At 62.2% G+C, this 24,138-nt stretch carries 24 protein-coding genes and 3 pseudogenes; 14 read left to right on the top strand and 13 right to left on the bottom strand.

Annotated elements, in window-relative coordinates:
• Nucleotides 1–126: 126 nt before the first annotated feature.
• Nucleotides 127–1,959 (top strand): translational GTPase TypA, encoded by a 1,833-nt coding sequence (typA, locus tag VHB27_RS23330; RefSeq protein ID WP_325605136.1) that lies wholly within the window; start codon nucleotides 127–129, stop codon nucleotides 1,957–1,959.
• Nucleotides 1,960–2,027: 68 nt separating this feature from the next.
• Here typA and VHB27_RS24830 read toward each other — a convergent pair.
• Together VHB27_RS24830 and VHB27_RS23325 are read right to left on the bottom strand one after the other, a co-directional pair.
• Nucleotides 2,028–2,366, bottom strand: a pseudogene (locus VHB27_RS24830) (aspartate/glutamate racemase family protein); the annotation flags it as partial.
• Nucleotides 2,367–2,467: 101 nt separating this feature from the next.
• Nucleotides 2,468–2,617 carry a hypothetical protein gene (locus VHB27_RS23325; protein WP_325605134.1) on the bottom strand — a complete coding sequence of 50 codons (150 nt, stop codon included), beginning with the start codon at nucleotides 2,615–2,617 and terminating at the stop codon, nucleotides 2,468–2,470.
• Between the two features lie 273 nt (nucleotides 2,618–2,890).
• Here VHB27_RS23325 and VHB27_RS23320 point away from each other — a divergent pair, with 273 nt between their 5' ends.
• Genes VHB27_RS23320 through mtnA form a run of 3 tightly spaced genes read left to right on the top strand, consistent with a single transcriptional unit; the run spans nucleotide 2,891 to nucleotide 4,886 of the window.
• Nucleotides 2,891–3,310 (top strand): DUF983 domain-containing protein, encoded by a 420-nt coding sequence (locus VHB27_RS23320; protein WP_325605132.1) that lies wholly within the window; start codon nucleotides 2,891–2,893, stop codon nucleotides 3,308–3,310.
• The gene (locus VHB27_RS23315) at nucleotides 3,307–3,801 is read left to right on the top strand and encodes a UPF0262 family protein (RefSeq protein WP_325605130.1); all 495 of its coding nucleotides are present in this window, start codon (nucleotides 3,307–3,309) and stop codon (nucleotides 3,799–3,801) included. The genes VHB27_RS23320 and VHB27_RS23315 overlap by 4 nt, the downstream gene beginning before the upstream one ends.
• Nucleotides 3,798–4,886: an S-methyl-5-thioribose-1-phosphate isomerase gene (gene mtnA / locus VHB27_RS23310; RefSeq protein WP_325605127.1), complete on the top strand. Its 1,089-nt coding sequence runs from the start codon at nucleotides 3,798–3,800 to the stop codon at nucleotides 4,884–4,886. The genes VHB27_RS23315 and mtnA overlap by 4 nt, the downstream gene beginning before the upstream one ends.
• 7 nt (nucleotides 4,887–4,893) lie before the next feature.
• Here mtnA and ptsP read toward each other — a convergent pair whose 3' ends face one another.
• From ptsP to VHB27_RS23285, 5 genes and pseudogenes are all read right to left on the bottom strand, one after another.
• A complete protein-coding gene (ptsP, locus tag VHB27_RS23305) occupies nucleotides 4,894–6,756 on the bottom strand; it encodes a phosphoenolpyruvate--protein phosphotransferase (RefSeq protein ID WP_325605125.1) in 1,863 nt (620 codons plus the stop codon).
• On the bottom strand, nucleotides 6,743–7,039 hold the full coding sequence (locus VHB27_RS23300) for an HPr family phosphocarrier protein (RefSeq protein ID WP_325605123.1): 297 nt from the start codon (nucleotides 7,037–7,039) through the stop codon (nucleotides 6,743–6,745). The genes ptsP and VHB27_RS23300 overlap by 14 nt, the downstream gene beginning before the upstream one ends.
• 124 nt (nucleotides 7,040–7,163) lie before the next feature.
• Nucleotides 7,164–7,553 (bottom strand): annotated as a pseudogene (locus VHB27_RS23295) (PTS sugar transporter subunit IIA); the annotation flags it as partial.
• Between the two features lie 82 nt (nucleotides 7,554–7,635).
• Nucleotides 7,636–8,634: an RNase adapter RapZ gene (gene rapZ, locus VHB27_RS23290; RefSeq protein ID WP_325605121.1), complete on the bottom strand. Its 999-nt coding sequence runs from the start codon at nucleotides 8,632–8,634 to the stop codon at nucleotides 7,636–7,638.
• Nucleotides 8,631–9,068: an HPr kinase/phosphorylase gene (locus VHB27_RS23285; RefSeq protein ID WP_325605119.1), complete on the bottom strand. Its 438-nt coding sequence runs from the start codon at nucleotides 9,066–9,068 to the stop codon at nucleotides 8,631–8,633. The genes rapZ and VHB27_RS23285 overlap by 4 nt, the downstream gene beginning before the upstream one ends.
• 92 nt (nucleotides 9,069–9,160) lie before the next feature.
• On the opposite strand from VHB27_RS23285, the gene VHB27_RS23280 reads away from it, so the two are divergent.
• Nucleotides 9,161–10,102, top strand: coding sequence for a serine/threonine dehydratase (locus VHB27_RS23280; RefSeq protein ID WP_325605117.1), 942 nt, complete (start codon nucleotides 9,161–9,163; stop codon nucleotides 10,100–10,102).
• A gap of 350 nt (nucleotides 10,103–10,452) precedes the next feature.
• Here VHB27_RS23280 and VHB27_RS23275 read toward each other — a convergent pair whose 3' ends face one another.
• Complete coding sequence (locus VHB27_RS23275; RefSeq protein WP_325605115.1) at nucleotides 10,453–10,929, bottom strand: TauD/TfdA dioxygenase family protein; 477 nt, start codon at nucleotides 10,927–10,929, stop codon at nucleotides 10,453–10,455.
• A 151-nt stretch (nucleotides 10,930–11,080) separates the two neighbouring features.
• On the opposite strand from VHB27_RS23275, the gene VHB27_RS23270 reads away from it, so the two are divergent.
• Entirely contained in the window at nucleotides 11,081–11,743 is a 663-nt protein-coding gene (locus tag VHB27_RS23270; protein WP_325605249.1) for a protein tyrosine phosphatase, read from the top strand.
• Nucleotides 11,744–11,751: 8 nt separating this feature from the next.
• On the opposite strand, the gene VHB27_RS23265 is transcribed toward VHB27_RS23270, so the two are convergent.
• From VHB27_RS23265 to VHB27_RS23245, 5 genes are all read right to left on the bottom strand, one after another.
• On the bottom strand, nucleotides 11,752–12,669 hold the full coding sequence (locus VHB27_RS23265) for a hypothetical protein (RefSeq protein ID WP_325605113.1): 918 nt from the start codon (nucleotides 12,667–12,669) through the stop codon (nucleotides 11,752–11,754).
• Nucleotides 12,669–13,676 (bottom strand): aldo/keto reductase, encoded by a 1,008-nt coding sequence (locus VHB27_RS23260; protein ID WP_325605111.1) that lies wholly within the window; start codon nucleotides 13,674–13,676, stop codon nucleotides 12,669–12,671. The genes VHB27_RS23265 and VHB27_RS23260 overlap by 1 nt, the downstream gene beginning before the upstream one ends.
• 95 nt (nucleotides 13,677–13,771) lie before the next feature.
• Nucleotides 13,772–15,049, bottom strand: coding sequence for an FHA domain-containing protein (locus VHB27_RS23255; protein ID WP_325605109.1), 1,278 nt, complete (start codon nucleotides 15,047–15,049; stop codon nucleotides 13,772–13,774).
• Nucleotides 15,050–15,258: 209 nt separating this feature from the next.
• The gene (locus tag VHB27_RS23250; protein ID WP_325605107.1) at nucleotides 15,259–15,780 is read right to left on the bottom strand and encodes a hypothetical protein; all 522 of its coding nucleotides are present in this window, start codon (nucleotides 15,778–15,780) and stop codon (nucleotides 15,259–15,261) included.
• A 29-nt stretch (nucleotides 15,781–15,809) separates the two neighbouring features.
• On the bottom strand, nucleotides 15,810–16,238 hold the full coding sequence (locus tag VHB27_RS23245; RefSeq protein ID WP_325605105.1) for a hypothetical protein: 429 nt from the start codon (nucleotides 16,236–16,238) through the stop codon (nucleotides 15,810–15,812).
• A gap of 24 nt (nucleotides 16,239–16,262) precedes the next feature.
• On the opposite strand from VHB27_RS23245, the gene VHB27_RS23240 reads away from it, so the two are divergent.
• The 8 genes and pseudogenes from VHB27_RS23240 to zwf all read left to right on the top strand — a co-directional run.
• Entirely contained in the window at nucleotides 16,263–17,252 is a 990-nt protein-coding gene (locus tag VHB27_RS23240; RefSeq protein ID WP_325605103.1) for a GMC family oxidoreductase, read from the top strand.
• Between the two features lie 111 nt (nucleotides 17,253–17,363).
• Nucleotides 17,364–17,618 (top strand): annotated as a pseudogene (locus VHB27_RS24825) (GMC oxidoreductase); the annotation flags it as partial.
• A 152-nt stretch (nucleotides 17,619–17,770) separates the two neighbouring features.
• On the top strand, nucleotides 17,771–17,929 hold the full coding sequence (locus tag VHB27_RS23235) for a GMC oxidoreductase (protein ID WP_325605101.1): 159 nt from the start codon (nucleotides 17,771–17,773) through the stop codon (nucleotides 17,927–17,929).
• Between the two features lie 155 nt (nucleotides 17,930–18,084).
• Entirely contained in the window at nucleotides 18,085–19,032 is a 948-nt protein-coding gene (locus VHB27_RS23230) for a DMT family transporter (RefSeq protein ID WP_325605099.1), read from the top strand.
• Nucleotides 19,033–19,179: 147 nt separating this feature from the next.
• Entirely contained in the window at nucleotides 19,180–20,463 is a 1,284-nt protein-coding gene (gene hisD / locus VHB27_RS23225) for a histidinol dehydrogenase (RefSeq protein WP_325605097.1), read from the top strand.
• A gap of 101 nt (nucleotides 20,464–20,564) precedes the next feature.
• Complete coding sequence (locus VHB27_RS23220; protein WP_325605095.1) at nucleotides 20,565–21,410, top strand: AAA family ATPase; 846 nt, start codon at nucleotides 20,565–20,567, stop codon at nucleotides 21,408–21,410.
• Nucleotides 21,410–22,588: a vWA domain-containing protein gene (locus VHB27_RS23215; protein WP_325605093.1), complete on the top strand. Its 1,179-nt coding sequence runs from the start codon at nucleotides 21,410–21,412 to the stop codon at nucleotides 22,586–22,588. Before VHB27_RS23220 ends, VHB27_RS23215 begins: the two co-directional genes overlap by 1 nt.
• 124 nt (nucleotides 22,589–22,712) lie before the next feature.
• Nucleotides 22,713–24,138 (top strand): glucose-6-phosphate dehydrogenase (gene zwf / locus VHB27_RS23210; protein ID WP_325605091.1); only part of this gene is annotated, 1,426 nt, incomplete at its 3' end.

Genomic DNA, 24,138 nt, shown 5'->3' with positions numbered 1-24,138 from the left:
AAGCCGTGAATCTTTGGCAAAGCATGGCAGAACCGTGCGTCTGAAGCACATTTTCCCTCGCAGTCCGGACGTCTCCCGCCTATGTGTGCGCCGCATCATCGCTCGATCGCTCAACATTAGGCTGTCATGCAGATTCGCAACGTCGCCATCATTGCCCATGTCGACCACGGCAAAACCACACTCGTGGACAAGTTGTTGTCGCAATCCGGCGCATTCCGGGAACACCAGCAGGTGGCCGAACGTGCGTTGGACCGCAACGACCTGGAAAAGGAGCGTGGGATCACGATCCTAGCCAAATGCACTTCGGTCGTGTGGGACGACACCCGTATCAACATCGTCGATACCCCTGGCCACGCCGATTTCGGCGGCGAGGTGGAGCGTATCCTGAACATGGTGGACGGCGCGATCGTGCTGGTCGATGCCGCCGAGGGACCGTTGCCGCAGACCAAGTTCGTGGTCGGCAAGGCCTTAGCGCGCGGGCTGCGTCCAATCGTCGTGGTCAACAAGGTCGACCGTCAGGATGCCCGTCCGAACGAGGTGCATGAGGAAGTCTTCGATCTATTCGCGGCGTTGGGCGCGGACGACTCGCAGCTCGATTTCCCGATGCTGTTCGCTTCGGGTCGCAACGGCTGGGCAGACGACTCGCTAGACGGGCCTCGCAAGGATCTATCGCCGCTGTTCGACCTGATCCTGAAGCACGTGCCTGCCCCAAACGTGAAGGCTGACGCACCGTTTGCGATGGTCGCTAGTATACTGGAATATGATAATTTCCTGGGTCGTGTCCTGACTGGACGCGTTGAACAGGGCGTGGCGCGGCTCAACATGCCGGTAAAGGTGATTCGCACCGATGGTACGCCAGTTGAAACTGGCCGCCTAACCAAGCTACTGTCGTTCCGTGGGTTGGAGCGTGTGCCGGTCGAAGAAGTCGTAGCCGGTGACATTATCGCCGTCGCCGGCTTATCGGACGGCACCATACCGGACACGATCGGCGCGCCGGAACTCACCGCCCCTCTGACTGCCATCCCGGTCGATCCGCCGACGTTGGCGATGACCTTCCGGGTCAACGATTCGCCCCTCGCCGGCCGCGAAGGTAAGAAGGTCACCTCCCGCCAGATCCGAGAGCGCCTATTCCGGGAGGCTGAGGGTAATATAGCGATCCGCGTCTCCGATTCCAACGAAACTGATGCCTTCGAGGTCGCCGGCCGCGGCGAACTTCAACTCGGCGTGCTGATCGAGACGATGCGCCGCGAAGGGTTCGAGCTGTCGATCGGCCGCCCCCGCGTGCTGACACGCCGGAACGAGACAACGAACGAGCGCGAAGAGCCGATGGAAGAGGTGTTGATCGACGTCGACGAGCCTTATTCTGGCGTAGTGGTTGAAAAGCTCAGCCGCCGCAAGGGCGAAATGCAGGACATGCGTCCGTCAGGCGGCGGCAAGGTGCGGTTGACCTTCATGATCCCGTCGCGGGGCCTGATCGGGTACCATGGCGAATTCCTAACTGACACGCGCGGCACCGGGATCATGAATCGGCTGTTCGCCGGTTATGGCCCCTGGAAAGGCGCGATCGAAGGGCGGCGCAACGGCTCCTTAATCTCCACCGAGCCGGGCGAGACAGTGCATTACGCACTATATTATATTCAGGAGCGTGGCACGATGTTCGTCAGCCCCGGCGAAAAGGTCTATCAGGGTATGATCCTGGGCGAGCATTCGCGGGAGTCGGATCTGGAAGTGAACCCGATCAAGGAAAAGAAGCTGACCAACATCCGTGCTGCTGGCAAGGACGATGCGATGCTGCTGATCCCGCCACGCAAGATGTCGTTGGAACAGGCGATCGCCTATGTCGAGGATGACGAACTGGTGGAGGTAACCCCGACGGCTGTGCGGCTGCGCAAGCGGTACCTCGATCCGCACGAGCGTAGGCGATTCGAGCGTCGGGTAGGCGCTGAAGCGGTGACCTGAGCCGCTGCTTCATCCTGCGACCTGCCGTTGATGACTACCCCAACAGCGACGCTACCGGTGGCAAGGGTTGGTTTGATCGCCAAAACCCCGAGCTCCTGACGCACAATGGCCAGGTAGTGGGCCATGCCTGTGCATCCCAGGATCAGACGTTCCGCGCGGCGCGCCTTCAACTCCCGCCCCGCCGCGATCAGCGCGCGGCGTCGGGGTCGAGGAGCGTCTCCATCGGCAGGTTCAACGGAACCCGGCCGCCAGCGTCCTTCTAGGCCTACGGCCCGCAACGCCTGCCAGTGCCGCGCGATCGACGAGTCCACCATTGCGATGACCCCGAAGCGCTCGGTGTGAACGATGGCGGAGGCGACAGCGCAGCGGAAGGTGCTGAAGACGGGTTTCTCGGTGGCGGTAGGTATACCTAGATGCCGGGGTCCGGGGCGCAGGCAAAGACATAGGCAGCGGCCTCAGTACGCTCGACGAGGCGGCATATCGGTTCGACGACTCGATACCAGTCGTATCAGGTAACGACGGCGACCGGTGGGCCTTCCTGTAGCGTCACCACGTCCAGCGCCGGACTACCGGGGAACCGCAGCGGCTCTAGCGCTGTCGAGCTTCCATCGGAACAGGCCTGCGATGAATTGGGGTTGACCATCATGATGCGTGACATGGCGTTCTCTGCCTCCTCGATTGTAGAGCGTGATGACCGTAGGCGGAAACGCTGCAGATCTGAATCAGCCTGCCAAGCAAGCATCCAAAGAATGATGGGCGGAAGCGCCCTTATCATGCTTGAAGGACTTTGCCTTGGGGGGATGCATGGCAGGCCTCTGTCTATTCCATATGGCCGATATGGTATTGCACCGCCGCGAAGCGTAATGTGCCTTGCTATTCGGAGTGGCGCGTCTTCGCGCTTGGACGTGCTGCGCGGCCGGAAGGATTAATTATGCCCACCATGCGCTGGCCGCCGGATCGGACGGCCATAACGGATACCTGGTCTAATCCGCCGATGCTGACCGCAATCGGCCGTGGCCTGAAGGGGCGCTGCCCTGGCTGTGGCCAAACCCGCATGTTCCGGCGCTTCCTCAAGGTCATCGACAAATGTCCGAACTGCACCGCGCCGCTCGGTCTGGCGCGGGCCGACGATGCGCCGCCCTATTTCACCATCTTCATCGTCGGCCACATCATCGTGCCGCCGATGATCATCGTTGATCGGATGGGTGAGCCGCCTCTCTGGCTGATGTCGCTCATCTTCCTGCCGCTGACAGTGATCCTCGCTTTGGGTCTGATCCAGCCGATCAAAGGCGGCACCGTTGGGTTGATGCTGACACTGAACATGCTCAAGAGCGATCCAAACGAGCGATGACAACTGCCGTCCTGACCGCTCGTCTGGACCGTGTCGTACTCGAAGGCGACCTGCCGACTTTGTCCCCGTACATCGAGGCGGATCGGGAGCAGGCGGTCGCCGACCTCGCCGCGACGAATCATTTCGTCCCTCTGATCGGCATGGCGAAGGCCGGCCCATATGCGCTGCATCTTTCCATCGTGGAAGGGCGGCTGATTTTCGACATCCGCGATGCCGGGGGAACACGGGTAACGGCGATCGGCCTGGCACTGGGACCATTCAGGCGACTGGTAAAGGACTACCATATGCTGGTGGACAGCCACATCCTGGCTGTGCAGGAGGGGCGTGAAGCGAAAATTCAGGCAATCGACATGGGCCGCCGAGGTCTGCATAACGAAGGCGCCGAACTAATGGCGCAACGGTTGGCTGGAAAAATCGACATCGATTTCGACACGGCCCGCCGCTTGTTCACTCTGGTTTGCGTATTGGCGCAACGAGTTTCCGCACGATGAAAATAGATGGCGTCGCATATCGCAGCGTCTGGCTGAACCCGGACGACGGGTGGTCGGTCCATATCATAGATCAGACGAAGCTTCCCTGGTCGTTGCAGGTTCTCCGTATGACCACTCGCGACGAGGCGGCATACGCAATCAAGGCCATGCAGGCGCGAGGTGCGCCGCTGATCGGTGCGGTCGCCGCCTACGGCCTGTGCCTGGCGCTACGGGCCGATGTCTCGACCGAAGCAATGGAGCGTGATGTCGCGTTGCTGAACGCCACGCGACCGACGGCGGTGAACCTGAAATGGGCATTGGACCGTATGTTGACCCGGCTACGCAACACGCCGAAGCCGGAACGGGTCGCCGTCGCGTACACCGAAGCGATGCTGATCGCCGAGGAAGACGTCAAGCAGAATGAGGCAATTGGTCGCCATGGCCTGCCACTGATCGAAGCGTTTGCCAAGCCCGGGCGGACTGTCAATGTGCTGACGCACTGCAACGCGGGATGGCTGGCGACCGTCGACTGGGGTACTGCACTGGCGCCGATCTACACGGCCTACAATGCCGGAATCGACCTACATGTCTGGGTGGATGAGACGCGGCCACGCAACCAGGGCGCTGCGTTGACGGCGTGGGAACTAGGCAAGCACGGCGTGCCGCACACCGTGGTGGTTGACAACGCGGGCGGACACCTGATGCAGCATGGGCGGGTAGACTTGGCCATTGTCGGCGCCGACCGCGTGACTCGGAGCGGTGACGCCGCCAATAAGATCGGCACATACTTGAAGGCCCTAGCGGCGCAGGACAACAACGTGCCGTTCTGGATCGCCGCCCCGTCCTCGACCATCGATTGGAACGTGGCGGACGGTGTCGCAGAAATCCCGATCGAGGAAAGGTCCGAAACCGAAGTGACAGAAATGACGGGTCGCTTGGCGGACGGTTCAATCGCCACGATGCGGATCGCCGCCGAGGGCAGCGCAGCCGCCAACCCCGCTTTCGACGTCACACCAGCCCGACTACTGACAGGTCTGATCACCGAACGCGGCCGCTGCCCGGCGACAGAAACCGGGTTGCTGAAACTGTTTCCAGAGCGGGAATAGACGTACTTTACCGGTCTTCCGAGTCGATCCCATCCAGTAGTAACTCGCGAATGCGCTCCGCCTGGCCCTGTTCCATGATCCGGCGTGCGAAACGAATGCAGTCGTCAATCTTGGCCGATCGGATCGCCTGCTTCACCTTAGGGACCGCCGAGGCATTCATGCTGAGGGAGCGGACGCCGAGCCCAAGCAGCAGCGGCGTCAGGCGCGGTTCAGCGGCCAGTTCGCCGCAGATCGACACTGGCATGCGCAGCCGCAACGCTGCTTCGGTGGCGAATTGCACAAGGCGCAAAACGGCCGGATGAACCGGGTCATAAAGCTCGGCGACATCTGTTTCCGACCGGTCGACCGCCAAAGTATAGGAGGTCAGGTCATTGGTGCCGATGGCGAAGAAATCCGTCTCCAGCGCCAACGCATCGGCTGAAAGGGCAGCGCCTGGGGTTTCGATCATGATGCCCAGCGGTGGCAACTTTTCCGGTAGCCGGTCGCCACGGCGTCGCAACCGGCGGGCAACCCGCTCGTAAATTTCTCGCGCGGACCGGACCTCGGCGACCGTAGTGACCATGGGCAGAAGGACGCGCACCGGCCCAAAGGCTGAAGCGTGTAGGATAGCGGCAAACTGGGTCTCTAAAAGTTCCGATCGTCGAAGCAATAGCCGGATTCCGCGCAGACCGAGCGCCGGATTGGTATCGACGAGTTCCGGGACCACGCCGGCGATTGTCAGCGCCTCGATCTCTTTTTCTCCACCCCAATCCAGGACACGGATAGTCACCGGATCGCCGTGCATCGTCTCGACGATCGCGCGATAAGTCTCCGTCTGGACCGCTTCATCCGGAATGGTTTCACGGTTCATGAACAGGAATTCAGTTCGTAGCAGACCAATCCCAATAGCACCTGACTGGACGATCAGCGGCAGTTCGACAGGTAGCTCCAGATTGGCCTGCAACTCGATCGCCTCCCCATCCGCCGTTTGCGCGGGCAGGCGGCGCAGTCGTGCGTAGCGCTGGCGTTCCCGGGCGAAAGCGGCCACCGCACGCTTGGCTTCAGCCAACGCGGTGGGACTCGGGTTCAGCACGACGCGTCCAGTTCCGCCATCGACTACCGCCGTGTCGCCCGGCTTCATCGCGTGCGCCAGCCCGACGGCGCCTAGCACGGCGGGCACGCCCAGCGCGCGCAGCATCACCGCAGTGTGGCCGTCGGCGCCGCCCTCCTCGGTCACAACACCGGCGAGCCGCGCGGGGTCCAACAGCGCCGCGTCCGCCGGGCGGAGACTTTCGGCTACCAGAATGGCACCTTCTGGCAGGTCAGCGAAGCTACGGAACGGAGCTCGCGTCAGGTTCCGCACAAGACGCCGCGCGATCTCCGTCACCTCATCGGCACGTCGTCGCAGACCGGCTCGGTCCTCAGCGGGCAGGTCCGGTCCCACCTGCGCCAGTACAGCATTGGCGATTGTCTCGGATTCGGTAATCACGGCGGACTCAGCGGACAGCAGCGTTTCCTCGATCCGACGGCGGGCCCCGCGCACCAGTCGGGAGGATCTCAGCATCTGGGTATAGGCGTCGATCAACGGGGCGATTTCCGCCTGGCTTTCTTCTGGCAATACCGTCAACCGAGCACGCAGTTTGCCGAGTTGCTTGCGGGATTGGATGATCGCGGCTTCAAGCCGCGCTCCCTCGGCGGAGATGTCGGAGGCGAGGATTTTGTGGCGTGTGATAACGGCGTCCGGTTCGGTCGTGCCAAACACCGGGCCGATAGCGATCCCGGCAGAAACAGCGATGCCGCTGAACAGACGTTCGGCACGTACGTTAGGGGCAGTGAGGGCGGTGCGGGCCAGTCGCTTGTGCTGAGGTGGCGGCGGGTTATTCTTGTTCATCGAAGCCGGCCTCGACCAGGGCTGCCAGGGCGTCTAGCGCCTCCTTGGCGTCCCAGCCTTCGGCCCGCAATTCTATTTCTGAACCGCGGCCGGCGCCTAGCATCATGAGACCCATGATGGAGCGGGCGGAGATGATCTGTCCATCTTTAAGCACATCGACCGAGGCGCCGAATCGTTCGGCTAGGGTGACGAAGCGCGCCGCAGCGCGGGCGTGGAGGCCCCGCTTGTTACAGATCGTCACGGTGCGCGTCAGGATGGGCTGTTCACCCGCTGCGCTGCTCATGGCCCAACTCCGTGCCGTTTGCCGCTGACGCGCACGAACCATTCTTGGCGCCGCTTGCGAAGGAGTGGGTTTCGGCGGACTCAGCCTCAGTTACCGTGCACCCACCGTTGGGTTTGCAGCCGTGCAAAACGTGGGACGCAGCGGCTATATATTTCCGACCGGCGTCCTCGGCACAACTGACAGCATCAGCCAGGGGCTGTTTGGATCGGACCTTGGCCAGTTTCACCAGCATGGGCAAGTTGACGCCGGCGATTACCTCGACGCCCTTACGCTCCATCATCGAGATTGCTAGGTTGCACGGGGTGCCGCCGAACATGTCGGTCAACAGGACGACGCCGTCGCCTGTGTCGCATCGTCTAATGCATTCCTCGATCTCGGCACGACAGCCGTCAACGTCGTCCTCCGGTCCGATGCAAACCGTCCCGACGTTCCGTTGCGCGCCAACCACGTGTTCCATCGCCGACCGAAGCTCTTCGGCCAGACGACCATGCGTGACCAGGACCATGCCGATCATGCGTTTACCGAGTTTTCCCAGCAGGACCGCGAACATTTGAGTTCGCGCATACGCGATATGACCATCTGTTGTATCAGGCCTCCTACGCCCGAACCGAGAAGGCTTGCGCGCCTTTGTCTAAATCTGAATCGTCGCGACGCGCAACCGGGCGATCCATCAGAAATGTCTCCGCCTTGCCATCTCGCGCCAACTCCCGATGGGTGACGTAGACCCGCCAAGGAGATTGCTGTACGGACCCTGCCTGCTCGGCAGATGTCCGTACTAGGAGATAAGTCGCGAGTTTTTCAATCAAAAAAACTGATCGATGCTGACCACCGGTACAACCAATCGTGATTGTGGCGTATTTTTTGCCCTCTTGCACGAAACGAGGCAAGACAAAGTCAACCAAATCTGCGAGTCTCGTGAAAAATTTTTGGAAGTCGGGGTCGGCCTCCACATATGCCCCAACCTCTGGCTGCATCCCTGTCAAAGGCCTTAATATGGGATCGTAGTACGGGTTCCGCAAAAAGCGAGCATCGAATACCAGATCCGCTTCCTGGGGAAGGCCCTTCGGAAAGGCGAAAGACATCAGCGACACGATCATCCGCCCTTCTGCGTTTTCGGTGCCATTGCCGAAATGCCGTTCGACCAGTCGGCGGAGTTGGGCGACTGGCAATTGGGACGTGTCGATCAGCAGGTCCGCCTGGCCTCGCAATCCGCTGGTCAGCGCGATTTCGGCCGTGACGCCGTCCGCCACCCGTCCCTGTGGCGCCAGTGGATGCCGGCGGCGGGATTCCGTGTAGCGGCGCAGCAGCGTGGTCTCGTCGGCCCAGACATAGACCAAATGGACGTTCAGCGTCGGGTTCTCACGCAGGCGGGTGATCGTTGCCAGCGCCTCCTCCGCGACAAAGCCGCGCGTGCGGGCGTCGATTCCAACGGCCAGGCGACGGTCGCCCCGTGCCACCGTCTCCTCGAGCATCGGCAGAGGCAGGTTGTCCACGGCCTCGTACCCGACGTCCTCCAGCGCTCGCAAGACCGAGGCTTTGCCGGCGCCCGACAAGCCGGTGACGATCACTACCGACAGGCGTGGGGCCTCGCTCATGCCGCGAAGGCTCCGGCAACCTGCGTGACTCGACCTAGGGTGCAGTCCAGGGCCAGCAGCACTTTGTCCACAGCAGACGCGGCGAAGGCGTCTAGGTCGACTACCGGCAGGTCCAGTTCTAGGTCGCGCCGTGGCGTTGGCAACCGGTCGGGGCGTTGGGCAAGATCGATGATCAAGACAAGCGGTGCTCGGGGATGATGCGGCAGGCGAAGGATGCCGAGACCGCGAACCTCCAAGAGGCCAGCGATAGGCGCGGGGCATGAGGCCGTGCCGTCCTCGGCGATATCGACCTGATCGTCGGCAATGAGGTCAAATCCGCGCGCCAGTAAGCGCAGCGCGAGATCGGATTTGCCAGAGCCCGGCGGACCAATGAGGAGAACGGCATTACCATTCCTTGCAACGCAGCTTCCATGCAGGCGCCGGGGGCTGTGCATGGGTTCGCAATTTGAGCCGACCGGCAGAAAAAGGAAAGCGGCAAAAAGCGGAGCGGCTTGTGACGAAGCGTCAGTCGTGAGAGCGTACCACTATGACAACTGAAATCATGGATCGCCAAAGCATTGCCGCCGCCGCAGCTCGCATACATCCATATGTGCGGCGAACGCCGGTGCTTTTCGCCTCTGAAAGCGAGTTTCCAACCCCTCATCCCGTGGCGCTGAAGCTGGAGTTGCTGCAGTGCGCCGGCAGCTTTAAGCCCCGCGGCGCCTTCAACCGTTTGCTATCGGCGCGCATCCCGGCCGCCGGTGTCGCTGCAGCCTCGGGTGGCAATCATGGCGCGGCCGTGGCATACGCCGCTCGGGCGTTGGGTGTCGCGGCGGAGATTTTCGTCCCTACCACGACGCCGCCAGCCAAAGTGGATCGCATCGCGGGTTATGGCGCACGCGTGGTTCGGGTCGGCGAAACCTATGCTGAGGCGGTGCTGGCCTGCGAGGAGCGTCAACGCCAGACGGGCGCATTGAACGTCCACGCTTATGACCAAGCCGAGGTGCTGTCGGGCCAAGGTTCGCTGGGGCGCGAACTGGAAAGCCAGGCGCCCGATCTCACGCATATCCTGGTTGCCACCGGCGGTGGCGGTCTGATCGGCGGCGTCGCGGCCTGGTATGCCGGCGCCGCGGCGATTGTCAGCGTCGAGCCGGAAACCTGCCCGACCCTTCACGCTGCCCTGCGCGCCGGCGAGCCGGTGGATGTTGCGGTCGCTGGCGTGGCGGCCGACAGCCTGGGCGCGCGCCGCTGCGGATCGCTGATGTTCGAGATCGCCCGCCGGTTCGTTTCCGAGGCAATACTGGTGAAGGACGAGGCAATCCGGGAGGCGCAAACCTTCCTATGGGATCGTTTCCGCCTGATCGCGGAACCGGGCGGCGCGACGGCCATCGCCGCCCTGCTCTCCGGCGCCTGGTTGCCACCGGAGGGCGCGCGGATCGGAATCGTCTTGTGTGGCGCCAACGCCGATCCGGCGAAAATCGCGGCCTGAACGATCCATCAGAAGGGGGACTCCGCCCAACAATGTAGTCCGATGCATCAGGCGCGGAAGAACGCCCTCGTCATAATTGTCCACGCGGTGTGCCGTGCAGATTGTCCCAGAACACCAGATCGCCGACCCGCTGTCTGTGGCGGTAGACGAAGTAATCCTTCGTTGCCCAGTCCAAGTAGTTCGACGATCTCCTCGCGGCTTCCCACCTAGCCGTTCCGCACTGTGTGCGTGATCACCTCGTCGCCCAGGAACAGCGACCGTCGGTGCGTCACCGGATGGATGCGCGACCGCCGGGACGCGTGCAAAGGAATCGTCGCTGATGAATGGCAGCCGGTGGGGAAACTGCACCGTCACCAGGCGGCGAAAATCATGCACGGCGAGCAGGATTTCATAGGCCGTGTACATGTCGGCAACAGCGTTTCGCCCCCGACCTCCGGCACCTCCCGCGCATGAAACAGTGACCCGAGGTTCGGTAGCGCGTGATAGGAATGGTCCGAGCGCCAGCATAGCTCGCAATTGGTCGCGCCGACCGGTTTGTTGTCGGCGGATTTATTGCTGACGATGAAGACCTCCGGATGGCCCGGCAGTGGGAACTGGATCTGGACGTGCTCCTCCAGCGCACCGAACCGGCGGCTGAAGGCGATATGCTGGGCGGGAGTTAGGTCCTGGTCGCGGAACAGCAGGACGGCATGCTGATGGAAGGCGTGGCGGATCGCGTCGAAGGTTTCCGCCTCCATCGGCACCGCTAGGTCGATGGCGCGGATTTCCGCCTCGAATGGGCCATCCAGCGGAATGCATGTCATCTGGGCAGAGGTGCTGGCGGTCATGCGACGTTCCCCGGCGATGCGATTTCGATCGGCGGACCGGCCAGCAAATTCCACACCAGTCTTCCCATGCGTAGGGAAGGATTTGCATCGTGCATCGCGTCGTGACCATATGCCGCCAGTCTGGGATTTGTTCGACCACGGCATGGATTCAATTTTTGACGGCGACCTGACGACCCCACGCGGCCGGTTTGTCGCCTGGATCGACTCGCTCTTCATTGATCACGCGGTGTTCCGCCTCGTGTGGAGCAACCTGTCGCCCGTCGTACCGGGCAAGATCTACCGTTGTAACCATCCGACCCCGGGACGGCTGCGGCGAATGACCCGCTCGCTCGGGCTACGCACGCTGATCAACCTACGTGGCCGTACGCTGAATGGCTCCGACTCGCTGTCGCGGGAGACGGCGCATGACCTTGGCCTCGACTTCTACGACATGGCATTCGAAAGCCGAGGCGCGCCGCAACGGGACCGAATCTTGCGCCTGCACGAAATCTACACCGGCATGCGCGCCCCGGCGATGATGCACTGCAAATCGGGCGCCGACCGCGCCGGCCTGGCATCCGGCCTGATGGTGCTGTTCGAGGGTGGTTCCGCGGCCGACGCGTTGCGGCAACTTTCCTGGCGCTTTGGCCATATCCGCCACGCCCGTACCGGCATCCTGGATGCGTTCTTCCTGCACTACCAGCGCGAGGGTGAGGGGCGGAAATCCTTCCTGGACTGGGTACGAGAGGACTATGACGAAGCCGCGCTAGGACGCAATTTCCGTGCCAACGGCCTGGCGAGCTTCGTCAACGATTGGGTGCTGGCGCATGAGTAGCGTCATGCCTAGCGGAATCGGGCCGCAGGGACCATCTGCCGGTATAAGATCTCGCGCGCCGCGCATCCCCCGTCCAGCGACGCCGCATTCACGATTGCCAACCGGAACCCGCCGGGCGGCATGGAATGGTGTGACGGATCCCGATCCTCATGAAACGAGATCTGGACGCTGCTGACGCCTGGAACCGCCAGGGCTTGCGCGATGGTTTCGGCTGGCGGATGGCGATAGGCGGGGCCGTGCGGCGCGAACAGTACGACGCTGTAGCCATCCGCCCGCTGCGCGTCGTCGAAGACCCATTGCCCTTCCGTATAGAGTCGGACGAGGGCGTGGACCCATCCTTCGCCATATAGATCCGGCCATTGGTCGGCGAAGCGTAGATGCGCCTCGATGATGCGACCGCCGATGGTTTCGAAATTCGCCATTCCGCTATAGCCGTTGAGATGCTTGCGCGACCAGGCGCCGCACCATGCCTCGATCTCTGGCCTGGGTTCCGCGTGGACGTGCCAGTAATCGAACGTCCCCCCCGGCGCGGTGGCGCCTGTCGCATGCCGCCACCACCGGACCTCGCCGTTCACCACCGCGGCATCGGTGCTGACATGCGCGCCAGTCAGCAGTGTCGCCCAGAAGTATCCGGGCTGCAGATTGGCGCGATAGGTCGCCTCATCCGGGATCGGCATGCTGCCGGCGCCCATGCTGCGCAGATTGATCATCGGCTTAGAGAAAACCGGATAGCGCGGTGGCGGCACGCCATGCGGGGCGGCATCCAGTCCTTGCGACAGAGCAACGGCCAGCTTGTCGTAAATCCAACGATGGCGCGGCAACAGAGTCCACGCCTCCCAATCTTTGGTCGGGATGGTCACGTCACCCGGACAAAGGACGTCCTTGAAGAACTGCACCCGCCATGGATCGGTCTGCAGGATTGGCATCAGGTGGGCACCGGTGCCGCAGGATGCAGCAGGTTCTGCGCGCGCAGGTCCGACCAGAGGGATGGCGGTATCTTCATCGTGAATAGAGGCAGGTTGGCGTTGAACTCCTCGGCGGATCTCGGGCCGGGTATGACGCAGGCGACGACCGAATGGGCCAGCGGGAACTGCAGCGCCGCCGCCGCGAGCGGCACTTTGTGGGCGTCGCATACCGTTTGCAGCTTGCGCACCCGATCGACGATCTTGGGCGGCGCCTTCGCATAATTCCAGGTGTCCCGGCCGGCGAGGATTCCCGAATTGAGCGGGCCACCAACCACCAGCGACGTCTGCCGCCGCTGGCACTCCGGGATCAGGTCGTCCAGCGGCGCCTGTTCCAGCAGCGTGTAGCGGCCAGCAAGAAGGAACGCGTCCCAGTCGCCGATCTTCAGCGCGTCCATCAGGATCGCTGTCTCGTTCACACCCAGGCCGATGGCGCTGACGACGCCGGTACGCCGCAATTCATCGAGCGCCTTGTAGCCGCTGTCCCTCAATTGCGCGAAATAGTGCGCGTTGAGTTCCTTGCCGTGCTGATAGACGCCGATATCATGCACATACAATATGTCGATACGGGCAAGGCCAAGGCGCTGGTAGCTATCTTCGATCGAACGCATGAGGCCGTCATAGGTGTAGTCGTAGACCACTTTGAACGGCAGCGGCGACAGGCGCCCGTCGGGCGATGGCGCATTGTCCGTCCTGGGACGCAGCAGGCGCCCGACCTTTGTGGACAGAACCCAAGCGTCGCGGTCCTTGTCGCGCAGCGCGTCGCCCACACGCCGTTCAGCTGCGCCGAAGCCATAGAACGGGGCGGTGTCGACGTAGCGGACTCCCGCCTCCCATGCTGCTGTTACGATCGCCTGACCCGATTGCTGGGTGATCGGAATCCGGCTGCCACCCATGGTGGCGGTGCCCAGGCCGAGCGTTGTCACCTGCAGCTTGGTGCGGCCGAGCAAACGCTTTGCGAAGTCGGGCATGGTTGTCTCCTCCGCAGGTGAGAGTGGCCGGCAGTCGCCCGAAGGGCAACCACTTCTGGTCCGAGACCACGGATTAAATCGCCGAGCTTCCGCTCTTATTCACAAGCGGATGGTCGGATCGCCGTCTTGTCGTTCACCGAACCGCGCTGCGTCTGGTCCTCGGAAAACGTTTCCATATCATATCTTAGAATGAACGACCCGATGCGAAGACGATCGCCGGGGTTGAGGCGCATGGGGGCATCAATCCGTCGATCGTTGACGAAGGTGCCATTGGTCGAATTCAGGTCCGACAGCAACAACCAGGGGCCCGCCTGTTCGATGCGGCAATGCGCGCGGGATACGTCCGACCGGCTCAACAGGACTTCGCTGGGTGGCATGCGGCCAACCGTCGCGGGCGGGTGGATTTCAAAACGCTGAGCGAGAGACGGGGGCGAAACGATCTCGAGCACGTGCCGCAACCCCTCCTGCTTGAGGTTTAATGTCCGCTCGGTTTCGTCCTCGACACCGTCAGCGAACGGGAATTCGTTCGACCCCATGACTGCCGGTCCGAGCGTCGTCGCTCCCACAGCGAGCGTGGCCAGCAACGGCGGCAGCGCCGCGCCTGTCTGCTGAAGCGCCCATCCGATATAGTGCAGAGCCAGTTCGGACGGCATCACGTGCAGAGCGCGCCCGCGTACGCGCTGGAACAGCCCCAGTTCGATCAGGTAGCCGATATGGTCCTTGGTTGTTTGCACCGTCTGACCGGTCAGCTCCAACAACCGCGCGGCCAGACGATCGGCGAGGATGGGCGTCGGCTCCGGCGCAGCCTCATGATGCCAGCGGAACGCCGTGTGGATCAGGTTCCAATGCGAGGATGAAATCAGGTGTCGCCGGGCATCGCTGCGCCGAGCGGGAGAGAGGCCCGTTTGATTAAAGATGGCGTCGGTCGCGGACAGCCAGCAGTCGTTGTAGATTTCCAGCGGACGAAGCACCTGGCTGCGCCACTGTGCCGATGGTTCGCCGACCCTGGCAATCGAGGGAACGCCGGCGATATCCGCCAGCCTTTGAGCGAAATCGGCCAGATGCGCATCGAACCGGCCGAGGAATTCCTGTGTGGGTGTGACGACGGTACGGGCAAACACTTGGCCGGGCGGATCGAGATGGCAGAGGGCCATCTGACTGATCGAGGTCAGCCGCTCCTTCACCGTTGCATCGTCGAGCAAGAAAACCTGCTTCACAAGCCCATAGAGCTCCCCCGCCGGTGCGCCGTTCCGTCCCTTGGTGGCGAGATGGTTGAGCATGTGCCACTCGGCACGACGCGATAGCTGAGGAAATTGCACGAACCAAGCGTCCTGATAGCCCAGGATCAGGCGCAGGACATCGAGCTTATGCATCGCTCAGACAGCGTCCTGTGTCTGTGCTGTTGGGCCGCATTTGAACAGTATCTGGCAGATGGCTGGGTGCTTCGCCCGAGGTCCGTGCTATATCCCATGCCCAGCGCCAGCTTGCGGAGCAGGCCAAAGCACGCGTTCCGCTCCCGCCCACCCGGTGCGGCATCGCGGCCGCCGACCGCGGGACCAACGGTCGGCACCTGTCGGGCAGACTATTCCGCCGCCTGCTGCGGCTGCACGGCTTCATAGGGGAACCGCCGAATCTTGGCCATGTTGATCCCCTCGATCCGCAACAGGCGCGTATCGTCCTTTCGTTCAGGGGAATGCAGGATGCCGACATCATACAGATAAGCATCGCCCGGCTTCATCACGTAATTACGAATGAAACCGGCCTTGCCGGGGGCGCTCTCGGTGGGGCGCGCGAGGCATTCCCAATCTGTCATGATTGTCTCGCCCGAGGCCTGACCGTAGATCGCCCAGGATGGACCGTGGTCATGCGGGTTGCTGCCTTTCGGTCCCACATAACCGTGCGCGAGGATGGTGAAGCCAAGCTCGGAATCCTCATACAGGATGTGGCGCTCGGGCGTGCCTTCCGGGATGTAGGTCGCGACGAAGTCCGGGTCGGCCAGGACCTGCTGCACAAGGTCCCGGACCTTCTCGCGGCCTGGCGTGCCAGGATGCGACTTCAATGCGTTGTGGCAGTCGGCAGCGAATTTTTCCAATGTGATGGCCATGATGTAGCCTCCTTCGAACAAGACGGAAATTAGCGACGATACGGATAGCAGTTGGCGCGATCCAGCGGCATGCCGAAATGATCCGCCAGGGCGGCGATGGCGTCGGCATGCTCTGGATAAGGATCGGCATTGCCGGGTCCGACGATGATGCAACCCCCGCCGAGATCCTGGCTGCTCCGGCCCCGCGGCGGCAGCATGGCGGTGGCGAGAGCGTTTCCTTCCTCGTCCCGCAATGTCAGGAACAGGGGCATCGCCCGCTTGATGTGGTCTTCCTTGCCGATGTCCTGTTCAATGAATACCGTCGTTGCGGGATGGAAGCTGTCGGCAGCCCGCTCCCGCTCTCGCCGGTAGTGTTTTTCGACCGCGTGGCGCATCTCCAGCGATTCCGTTGCCGCCTCGCCTTCGGTTACGAGGCGGAACCAAGTGCGATTGTGCGGTGCGTCACAAACATACTCCATGCACAGTCCTTTCGGTGGCTTGGATTGCGTCGTCACGTCAACATAAAATGGAAGTGTCCGGCGGGTAAACAGCCGGTTGGGAAAGTGACGGCAACGGACGGGGATACGTTCGATTTCGTGATCGTGGGTAGTGGCGCGGCCGGTTCGGTGCTGTGCGCCTGCCTGACCGAGGATCCGGACGTGACTGCCTGCGTCGTGGAATGCGGGCCGCCGGACCGGCATCCGTTCATCAACGTTCCGACCAGCGTCATTAGGATGCTCTTCAATCCCGCCTGCACCTGGCAGTTTCAGACTGAACCGGGCGAAGGCATCAACAGCCACCGCATCCCTACCGCGCAAGACCGTACATTGGGCGGATCGAACTCTATCAACGGCATGATCTACAATCACGGCCAGCGGGAGAATTTCGACAGTTGGGCGCAGCGAGGTAACCGCGGCTGGGGCTATGTCGACATCCTGCCCTATTTCAAGCGCGGGGAGCGGCGGATCGGCGTCGCGGACAAGCGTATCCGTGGCCATGGCGGCAGCCTGCCGGTGACTAGCAACGATTGGATCCATCCGGTGAACGAAGTGTTCATTGCGGGCCTGCAGGAGTTGGGTATCCCGCGCAACCCCGACTACAACAGCGGCGACGATCAGGCGGACGTCGGTTATTCGCAGCGCGCAATCAACGGCGGCTACCGCCACTCCGCTGCACGGGTGTTCCTGCATCCCGCCCAGGCCTCCGGCCGGCCGAACATTCTCGCCGACGCCCGCGCCGCCCGCAACCTGTTCGAGGGCAAGCGCGCGAGGGGCGTACGTTATGTGAGCGACCGCGCCACAGTGCGGGACGTCTTCGCACGGAAAGAGGTCATCGTCTCCTGCGGTTCGGCCAACACAGCGAAGCTGCTGCAAATGTCCGATATCGGTCCAACGGTCCCGCTGCAACAGCTAGATGTGGAGACGATCGCCGATCTGCCGGTGTGGGCGAGAACTTCCGCGACCACTGCTCGACCCGAATCGTCGCGCGAGTGAAGAACGTCAGGACGATCAACGAAATGTCGAAGGGTGTGAGACTAGCTGCCCAAATGGTGCTCTGGGTGAGGCGCAAACCCAACATCATGTCGGTCAGCCCCAGTATCGTGCATTGGTTCTGGAAGACCGAGGACACGATGCGCTAGCCGGACCTGTAAGGCGTGTTCAGCCCGGCCAGCTACAAGCAGGGCTTCGTCGGACTGCTCGACGACTACCCCGGCCCGAGCGCGCTCGACCGATCCGTTCGAGCATCCAATCATTCAGCCGAACTACCTGAAGGATCCGTTCGACCAACACGTGCTGGTTAAGGGGATGCATCTTGCGCGCAAACTGCTGCATACGCACGCGCTGGCACCTTATTTCGATGGCGACAGATTGCCGGGGGCCCGACGTGAAGAAAGACGACGAATGGCTGGCCTATGCCCGCCAATACGGCTCCACTGCCTATCACCTGACCGGCATGGTGCGGATGGGGTCCGGAAAGCGACAAGACGTCCGTCGTTGACGATCAGTTGCGCGTGCATGGGCTGCATGGGCTGCAGGTGGTCGACGTTTCCCTCATACCGACCATGCCGTCGGCGAATACCTACAGCTCGACAATGATGATCGCCGAGAAGGCGTCGGACATGATTCAGGGCCGTCCGACGCTGGAACCGGCCGCGGGCATCCCTGCCTGAGGACAACGATGGATGCGGGTGCGATGCGAGGGGCGGCGGAACGGGCGCCATTCGCCTGGATTCGCTGCATATGCGCCATGATGGATCGACTTAGCTAAAATCGCTTCGCACGGGTTACGGTCCGTACCGATTCGAGAGGCGCGTCGGTAGCATTCATGCCCATCAACAAGACCGTTGCGCAGCGTGTGATGTTCGTCTTCATCTGCTTCGTCTGGGGCACCACATGGCTAGCGATGAAGATCGGCATCGCTACGGTGTCGCCCGGCATCTTCGCTGGCCTGCGCTGGAGCCTCGCCGGTGCGATCATCCTGCTGATTCGTCGCGCCCTGGGCGAACGTGTGGTCCCACCATCGAGACTGTGGCCGCGCGTCACCTTTATCTCCGTCCTACTGATCACGCTGAACCAGGTTATCCAGCTTTACGGGCTTAAAACCATTACGGCGGGGTTAGCCGCGGTGATCAGTTCGGCACTTACGCCGATCGCCTTGCTGGGATTCTCGGTCGCGACGGGTCAGGAGCGTTTCAATCGCCGCCAACTCGGCGCCCTGGGCATGGGCGTAGCGGGGGTGCTGATCCTGTTCGGTCCGGCCACCATCGCCGGCACGCTGAATCTGTGGGAGGTCATCGGCGCGGCTGGAGTCACGATCGGATGCCTGTGCTATTGCTCCGGTTCGGTGATGACCCGACCGATCATGAGGACGCTGGACCCGGTACAGCTTGCCGGGCTGACGGACCTGATCGGCGGGCTGATCCTGCTGGTGGCGCCGGTGGCCGTCGAACCGGGCGCGGTGCGGTCACTGCATTTCGCCTGGGGATGGCCGGCCTTCCTCGCCTGGCTCTACCTGCTGGGTCCGGGCGCGTTGCTGTCCACGACGATGTATTTCATGCTGGTGCGTGACTGGGGTCCCAGCAGGCCGGGTACCTACGCATTCGTGTCGCCGGTGATTGCGGTGATCGTCGGCTGCCTATGGTTCGAGGAGAAGCTCCATTGGGGCAATGCCCTGGGCATGACCCTGATGCTGGGCGCGGCGTTCGTCGTCCTGCGGACGACGGGTCCGATCCAACGTAGCGCGGTCGCAACGTCGGCGGCGAAACCGGCCTGAGCACCTTGCCACCCCCGTAATCGCGACTCTGATTGCAGCTAGGGGCGATCGCGCTAGCGTTACGGGGAGCGCAAACGCAGCGGACCTAACGGGCGCTTGCGAAAATCCAGAGCGCCGCCTATCGGCCTGATCAAACAGGGGATGAGCATGATCTGCATTCTGAAACACGGTGCGACCGAAGCCGAGAAGACCGAGGCCGACCGCAAGGTGCGCCAGACCGTCGAGACCATCCTGAGCGATGTCGGAGCGCGCGGCGACGTGGCTGTTCGCGAACTATCCGCCAAATTCGACAAATGGGAGCCGCCCTCCTTCCGGCTGCGGCCGCAGGAGATCCAGTCGCTGATGGCCACGCTGCCTGCTCAGGTGATCGAGGATATTAAGTTCGCCCAGACACAGATCCGCCGCTTCGCCGAGGCGCAGAAAGCTGCCCTGAAGGATATCGAGGTCGAGACGCTTCCTGGAATCCGCCTCGGGCACAAGAACATTCCCGTCGCGAGCGTCGGCTGCTATGTGCCCGGTGGTCGGTACCCGATGGTGGCCAGCGCGCACATGTCCGTGTTGACGGCGAAGGTTGCCGGCGTGCCGCGGGTCGCGGCATGCACGCCGCCACTGAACGGCGTGCCGCCCGCGGCTACCATTGCCGCCATGGCGCTGGGCGGGGCGGACGAAATTTATGTCCTCGGCGGGGTCCAGGCGGTCGCGGCGATGGGGCTGGGGACGGCAACGATCCCGGCCGTCGACATGCTGGTCGGTCCGGGCAATGCCTTCGTCGCGGAAGCCAAGCAGCAACTCTTCGGCCGGGTCGGCATCGATCTGCTGGCGGGCCCGACGGAGACCCTGATCATCGCCGACGACACCGCTGACGTGGAGATGTGTGCGACCGACCTCGTGGGACAGGCGGAGCATGGACCGACTTCGCCGGCCGTGCTCCTGACCACATCCCGAAAGATCGCCGAGGGTATCCAAGAGGAGATCGAGCGACAGCTTGCGGTCCTGCCGACCGCCGATATCGCCAGCATCGCATGGCAGGATCATGGCCAGGTGATCCTGTGCGACACGGATGACGAGCTGCTGTCGGAAGCAGACCGGATCGCCAGCGAACATGTCCAGGTGCTGACCCGGCAACCACGGTGGTTCCTGGAACGGATGCGCAATTATGGTGCGCTTTTCCTGGGGAAGGAAACCAACGTCGCTTATGGCGACAAGGTTATCGGCACCAACCACACCCTGCCGACCAAGAAGGCGGCGCGGTATACCGGCGGCCTCTGGGTCGGCAAGTTCCTGAAAACCTGCACGTATCAGGAGGTCAGCCCGGAAGCGACCGCGACGATCGGCGAATATTGTTCGCGCCTGTGCGCGATCGAGAATTTCGCCGGTCACAAGGAACAGGCCGATCTGCGGGTGCGCCGCTACGGCAGCAAGAATGCTTAGCCGGTGGGATGCTCCCGGATACCGCAACGCACAACCCTGCTTGCCGAATGGGTCTAATCCCTCGAAACTCGCGCCCGATACACAAAGGGACACCCCGGACCGTGGCCGACTTCAAGAGCACCGAGAACTACATTGCGTCCCGTGACTTGGAAGTGGCCGTCAATGCCGCCGTTACCCTGCAGCGTCCGCTGCTAGTGAAAGGCGAGCCGGGCACTGGGAAGACCGTCCTGGCGCAAGAGGTTGCGGCATCGCTGGGCCGTCCGCTAATCGAGTGGCACATCAAGTCCACCACCAAGGCGCAGCAGGGCCTTTATGAATATGATGCTGTCTCCCGCCTGCGCGACGGTCAGCTCGGCGATCCCAGGGTGCATGACATCGGCAACTACATCGTCCGCGGCAAGCTATGGGAGGCGTTCGAGGCCGACCAGCCCGTGGTGGTGCTGATCGACGAGATCGACAAGGCGGATATCGAGTTCCCGAACGATTTGCTGCTCGAGCTCGATCGCATGCAGTTCTACGTCTACGAGACTCGCAAGACAATTCAGGCGAAGCACCGTCCGGTGGTGATCATCACCTCCAACAACGAAAAGGAACTGCCCGACGCCTTCCTGCGTCGCTGCTTCTTTCATTACATTCGCTTTCCCGACTGGAAGACGATGGAGCGGATCGTCCAGGCGCATTACCCGGACATCCGCAAGGATCTGGCGCGGGAAGCGCTGAATGTCTTTTTCCAGGTCCGGGACGTTCCTGGCCTGAAAAAGAAGCCCGCGACATCGGAACTGCTGGACTGGCTGAAGCTGCTGATGGTGGAGGAGCTGTCGCCGGACGTCCTGCGCAGCAACGAAAAACAGGTGGTGATACCGCCGCTGCACGGCGCGCTACTGAAGAACGAGCAGGACGTGCATCTATTCGAACGCCTCGCCTTCCTGGCACGACGGAGCGGATAATGTTTTCGCACCTGATCCTCTCGCTGCGCAGCGCAGGTCTGCCGACCTCCATCACCGAGTGGCTAACCCTAGCCGCGGCGATGAAGTCCGGGGTGGTGGAATACAGCATCGACGACTTCTACTATCTCGCGCGCGCGACCCTGGTGAAGGATGAGCGGCATCTGGACCGATTCGATCGCGTATTCGCCCAATGCTTCAAGGGACTGGAATCGCCGGATGGGGTGGAGGTCGACGACTTGCCGGAGGAATGGTTACGCAGGTTGGCGGAAAAGACGCTAACGCCGGAGGAAAGGGCGAAAATTGAAGCGCTGGACGGCTTCGACGCCATCATGCAGCGACTGAAAGAGTTGCTGGCCGAACAGAAGAGACGTCACCAGGGTGGTCCGAAATGGATTGGCACAGCCGGCACGTCGCCGTTCGGCGCCTATGGCTACAATCCGGAAGGCGTCCGGATCGACCAGGATGAATCACGTCACCGGCGTGCGGTGAAGGTATGGGATCGGCGCGACTACAAGGATCTCGACGATACCGTCGAATTGGGCACACGCGGGATGAAGCTCGCACTGCGCCGCTTGCGCCGTTTCGCACGCCAGGGTGCCGCGACAGAGCTCGATCTTCCCGATACGATCTTTTCGACCGCGCGAAATGCCGGGACGCTGGACCTCAAGATGGTGGCAGAACGGCATAACACAGTGAAGGTGCTGCTGTTTCTGGATATCGGCGGCTCGATGGACGATCACGTCAAGCTGATCGAGGAATTGTTTTCCGCTGCGCGCAGCGAGTTCAAGCATCTGGAATACTATTACTTTCACAACTTTCCCTACGAGCGGGTGTGGAAGAACAATCGCCGCCGGCATGAGGAAGTGATCCCAACCTGGCAGGTACTGCGGACCTATGGCCCCGACTACAAGCTGATCATTGTCGGCGACGGGGCCGTGAGTCCGTATGAAATCACCATGCAGGGCGGTTCGGTCGAACATTTCAACGACGAGGCAGGTGTCGTGTGGCTGGACCGGATGCTGGCCCAATACCGCAGCGCTGCCTGGCTGAATCCGACGCCAAAGAACAGTTGGGGACATGTCCGCTCGATCAGTATGATTAACGACCTCATGGGAGGGCGGATGTTCCCGCTGACGATGAACGGAATCGACGATATGACGCGGCAACTGAGCCGATAGGTTTAGGTTAGGCAGGCCTCTTTCAGGGCGTCCGGTAGGGACATCTTCAGCGACTCCCCTGTTGCGCGCAGTCGAGGTGTCGGCTTTGCTATACGCGCAGATGAGTGGCCAATTAGGAGACCGCATGCCGAAGATCATTCCCGTTGCCGTCTTCGATTGCATCGTTTTCGGCGCCACAGGCGATTTGACGCTGCGAAAGCTCCTACCCGCGCTCTATTATCGGTTTCGTGACGGCCAGATGCCGGCGGAATCCCGGGTGATCGGGGCGGCACGGTCCCATCTCTCCGACGATGTTTTCCGCCACAAGGCGTCGGAGGCCTTGGAAAAGCACGTACCCGCCGAGGACTGGGAGCAGGACATGGTATCCCGATTCCTCAGACTGCTCCACTATGTGACGATCGACGCGACCGCCGTGGATGCCGATTGGAGTCGATTCCGTGAGATGCTCGACCCCACACGAGTGCGCGTGTTCTATCTGGCGACCTCGCCGGACCTGTATGGGCCGATCTGCGCTGCACTGGCGAAGAACGGGTTTGTTACTGAGGACTCCCGGGTAGTGCTGGAAAAGCCGATCGGCCACGACCTCGCCTCGGCGCATGCCATCGTCGAGGGCGTCGGACTCGTATTCACCGAGGCGCAGACATTCCGCATCGATCATTACCTCGGCAAGGAGACGGTGCAGAACCTGATGGCCCTCCGTTTCGCCAACACGATCTTTGAGCGGCTGTGGACCGCCGACGTAATCGACCATGTGCAGATCACGGTGGCGGAGACGGTCGGTTTAGAAGGGCGCGGGGGCTACTACGACCGCTCCGGCGCGTTGCGCGACATGGTGCAGAACCACATGTTGCAGCTACTATGCCTGATTGCCATGGATCCGCCCGTGTCGCTGGACGCCGATCGGGTACGCGATGAGAAACTGAAGGTGCTGCGGGCGTTGAGACCGCTGGAGCCGCACGAGGTCGCCACCCATACGGTCCGCGGGCAATACATCCAGGGCGCGATCGACGGGAAGCCGGTACCCGGTTACCTGACGGATCTTGGCGCGGACGAGTCGTCGCATACGGAAAGCTTCGTCGCACTGAAGGCCGAGGTGCGGACTTGGCGCTGGTCCGGCGTGCCCTTCTATCTGCGCACCGGCAAGCGATTGCCCTCTAAGGTGTCGGAAATCGTGATCCAGTTCCGAGCACCGCCGTTTTCGATCTTCCCGGCTGAGGCGGCGGAGTGGCGTCCCAATTCCCTGATTATCCGTCTGCAGCCCGAAGAGGGAATGCGACTGGAGATGATGACTAAGGACCCCGGCCCTGGAGGGTTACGGCTATCGCCGACAGGCTTGGACATCCGATTTGAGACGACATTCGGTAAACGGTTTCCCGACGCGTACGAACGTCTGTTAATGGATACGGTGCGCGGAAACCCCACGCTGTTCATGAGACGGGATGAAGTCGAGGCGGCCTGGACCTGGATTGAGCCGATATTAGAGGCATGGTCAACGCATCCGGACCGACCAAAATCCTACCCCGCAGGCAGTTGGGGACCGACAGCGGCGA

Source organism: Rhodopila sp. (assembly GCF_035548235.1).
GTDB lineage: Bacteria > Pseudomonadota > Alphaproteobacteria > Acetobacterales > Acetobacteraceae > Rhodopila.
Note: the sequence above shows the minus strand (reverse complement) of the source record. Positions and strands in the feature narration are given on the sequence as shown.

Coding starts and splice junctions, on each gene's coding strand:
- VHB27_RS23275 (WP_325605115.1), bottom strand. CDS start 10,929: ATGACCGCCAGCACCTCTGCCCAGATGACATGCATTCCGCTGGATGGC.
- mtnA (WP_325605127.1), top strand. CDS start 3,798: ATGAAAATAGATGGCGTCGCATATCGCAGCGTCTGGCTGAACCCGGAC.
- VHB27_RS23215 (WP_325605093.1), top strand. CDS start 21,410: ATGTTTTCGCACCTGATCCTCTCGCTGCGCAGCGCAGGTCTGCCGACC.
- VHB27_RS23315 (WP_325605130.1), top strand. CDS start 3,307: ATGACAACTGCCGTCCTGACCGCTCGTCTGGACCGTGTCGTACTCGAA.
- VHB27_RS23260 (WP_325605111.1), bottom strand. CDS start 13,676: ATGCCCGACTTCGCAAAGCGTTTGCTCGGCCGCACCAAGCTGCAGGTG.
- VHB27_RS23325 (WP_325605134.1), bottom strand. CDS start 2,617: ATGTCACGCATCATGATGGTCAACCCCAATTCATCGCAGGCCTGTTCC.
- VHB27_RS23265 (WP_325605113.1), bottom strand. CDS start 12,669: ATGCCAATCCTGCAGACCGATCCATGGCGGGTGCAGTTCTTCAAGGAC.
- VHB27_RS23250 (WP_325605107.1), bottom strand. CDS start 15,780: ATGGCCATCACATTGGAAAAATTCGCTGCCGACTGCCACAACGCATTG.
- VHB27_RS23300 (WP_325605123.1), bottom strand. CDS start 7,039: ATGAGCAGCGCAGCGGGTGAACAGCCCATCCTGACGCGCACCGTGACG.
- VHB27_RS23285 (WP_325605119.1), bottom strand. CDS start 9,068: ATGCACAGCCCCCGGCGCCTGCATGGAAGCTGCGTTGCAAGGAATGGT.
- rapZ (WP_325605121.1), bottom strand. CDS start 8,634: ATGAGCGAGGCCCCACGCCTGTCGGTAGTGATCGTCACCGGCTTGTCG.
- VHB27_RS23230 (WP_325605099.1), top strand. CDS start 18,085: ATGCCCATCAACAAGACCGTTGCGCAGCGTGTGATGTTCGTCTTCATC.
- VHB27_RS23255 (WP_325605109.1), bottom strand. CDS start 15,049: ATGCATAAGCTCGATGTCCTGCGCCTGATCCTGGGCTATCAGGACGCT.
- typA (WP_325605136.1), top strand. CDS start 127: ATGCAGATTCGCAACGTCGCCATCATTGCCCATGTCGACCACGGCAAA.
- VHB27_RS23280 (WP_325605117.1), top strand. CDS start 9,161: ATGACAACTGAAATCATGGATCGCCAAAGCATTGCCGCCGCCGCAGCT.
- ptsP (WP_325605125.1), bottom strand. CDS start 6,756: ATGAACAAGAATAACCCGCCGCCACCTCAGCACAAGCGACTGGCCCGC.
- VHB27_RS23320 (WP_325605132.1), top strand. CDS start 2,891: ATGCCCACCATGCGCTGGCCGCCGGATCGGACGGCCATAACGGATACC.
- hisD (WP_325605097.1), top strand. CDS start 19,180: ATGATCTGCATTCTGAAACACGGTGCGACCGAAGCCGAGAAGACCGAG.
- VHB27_RS23245 (WP_325605105.1), bottom strand. CDS start 16,238: ATGGAGTATGTTTGTGACGCACCGCACAATCGCACTTGGTTCCGCCTC.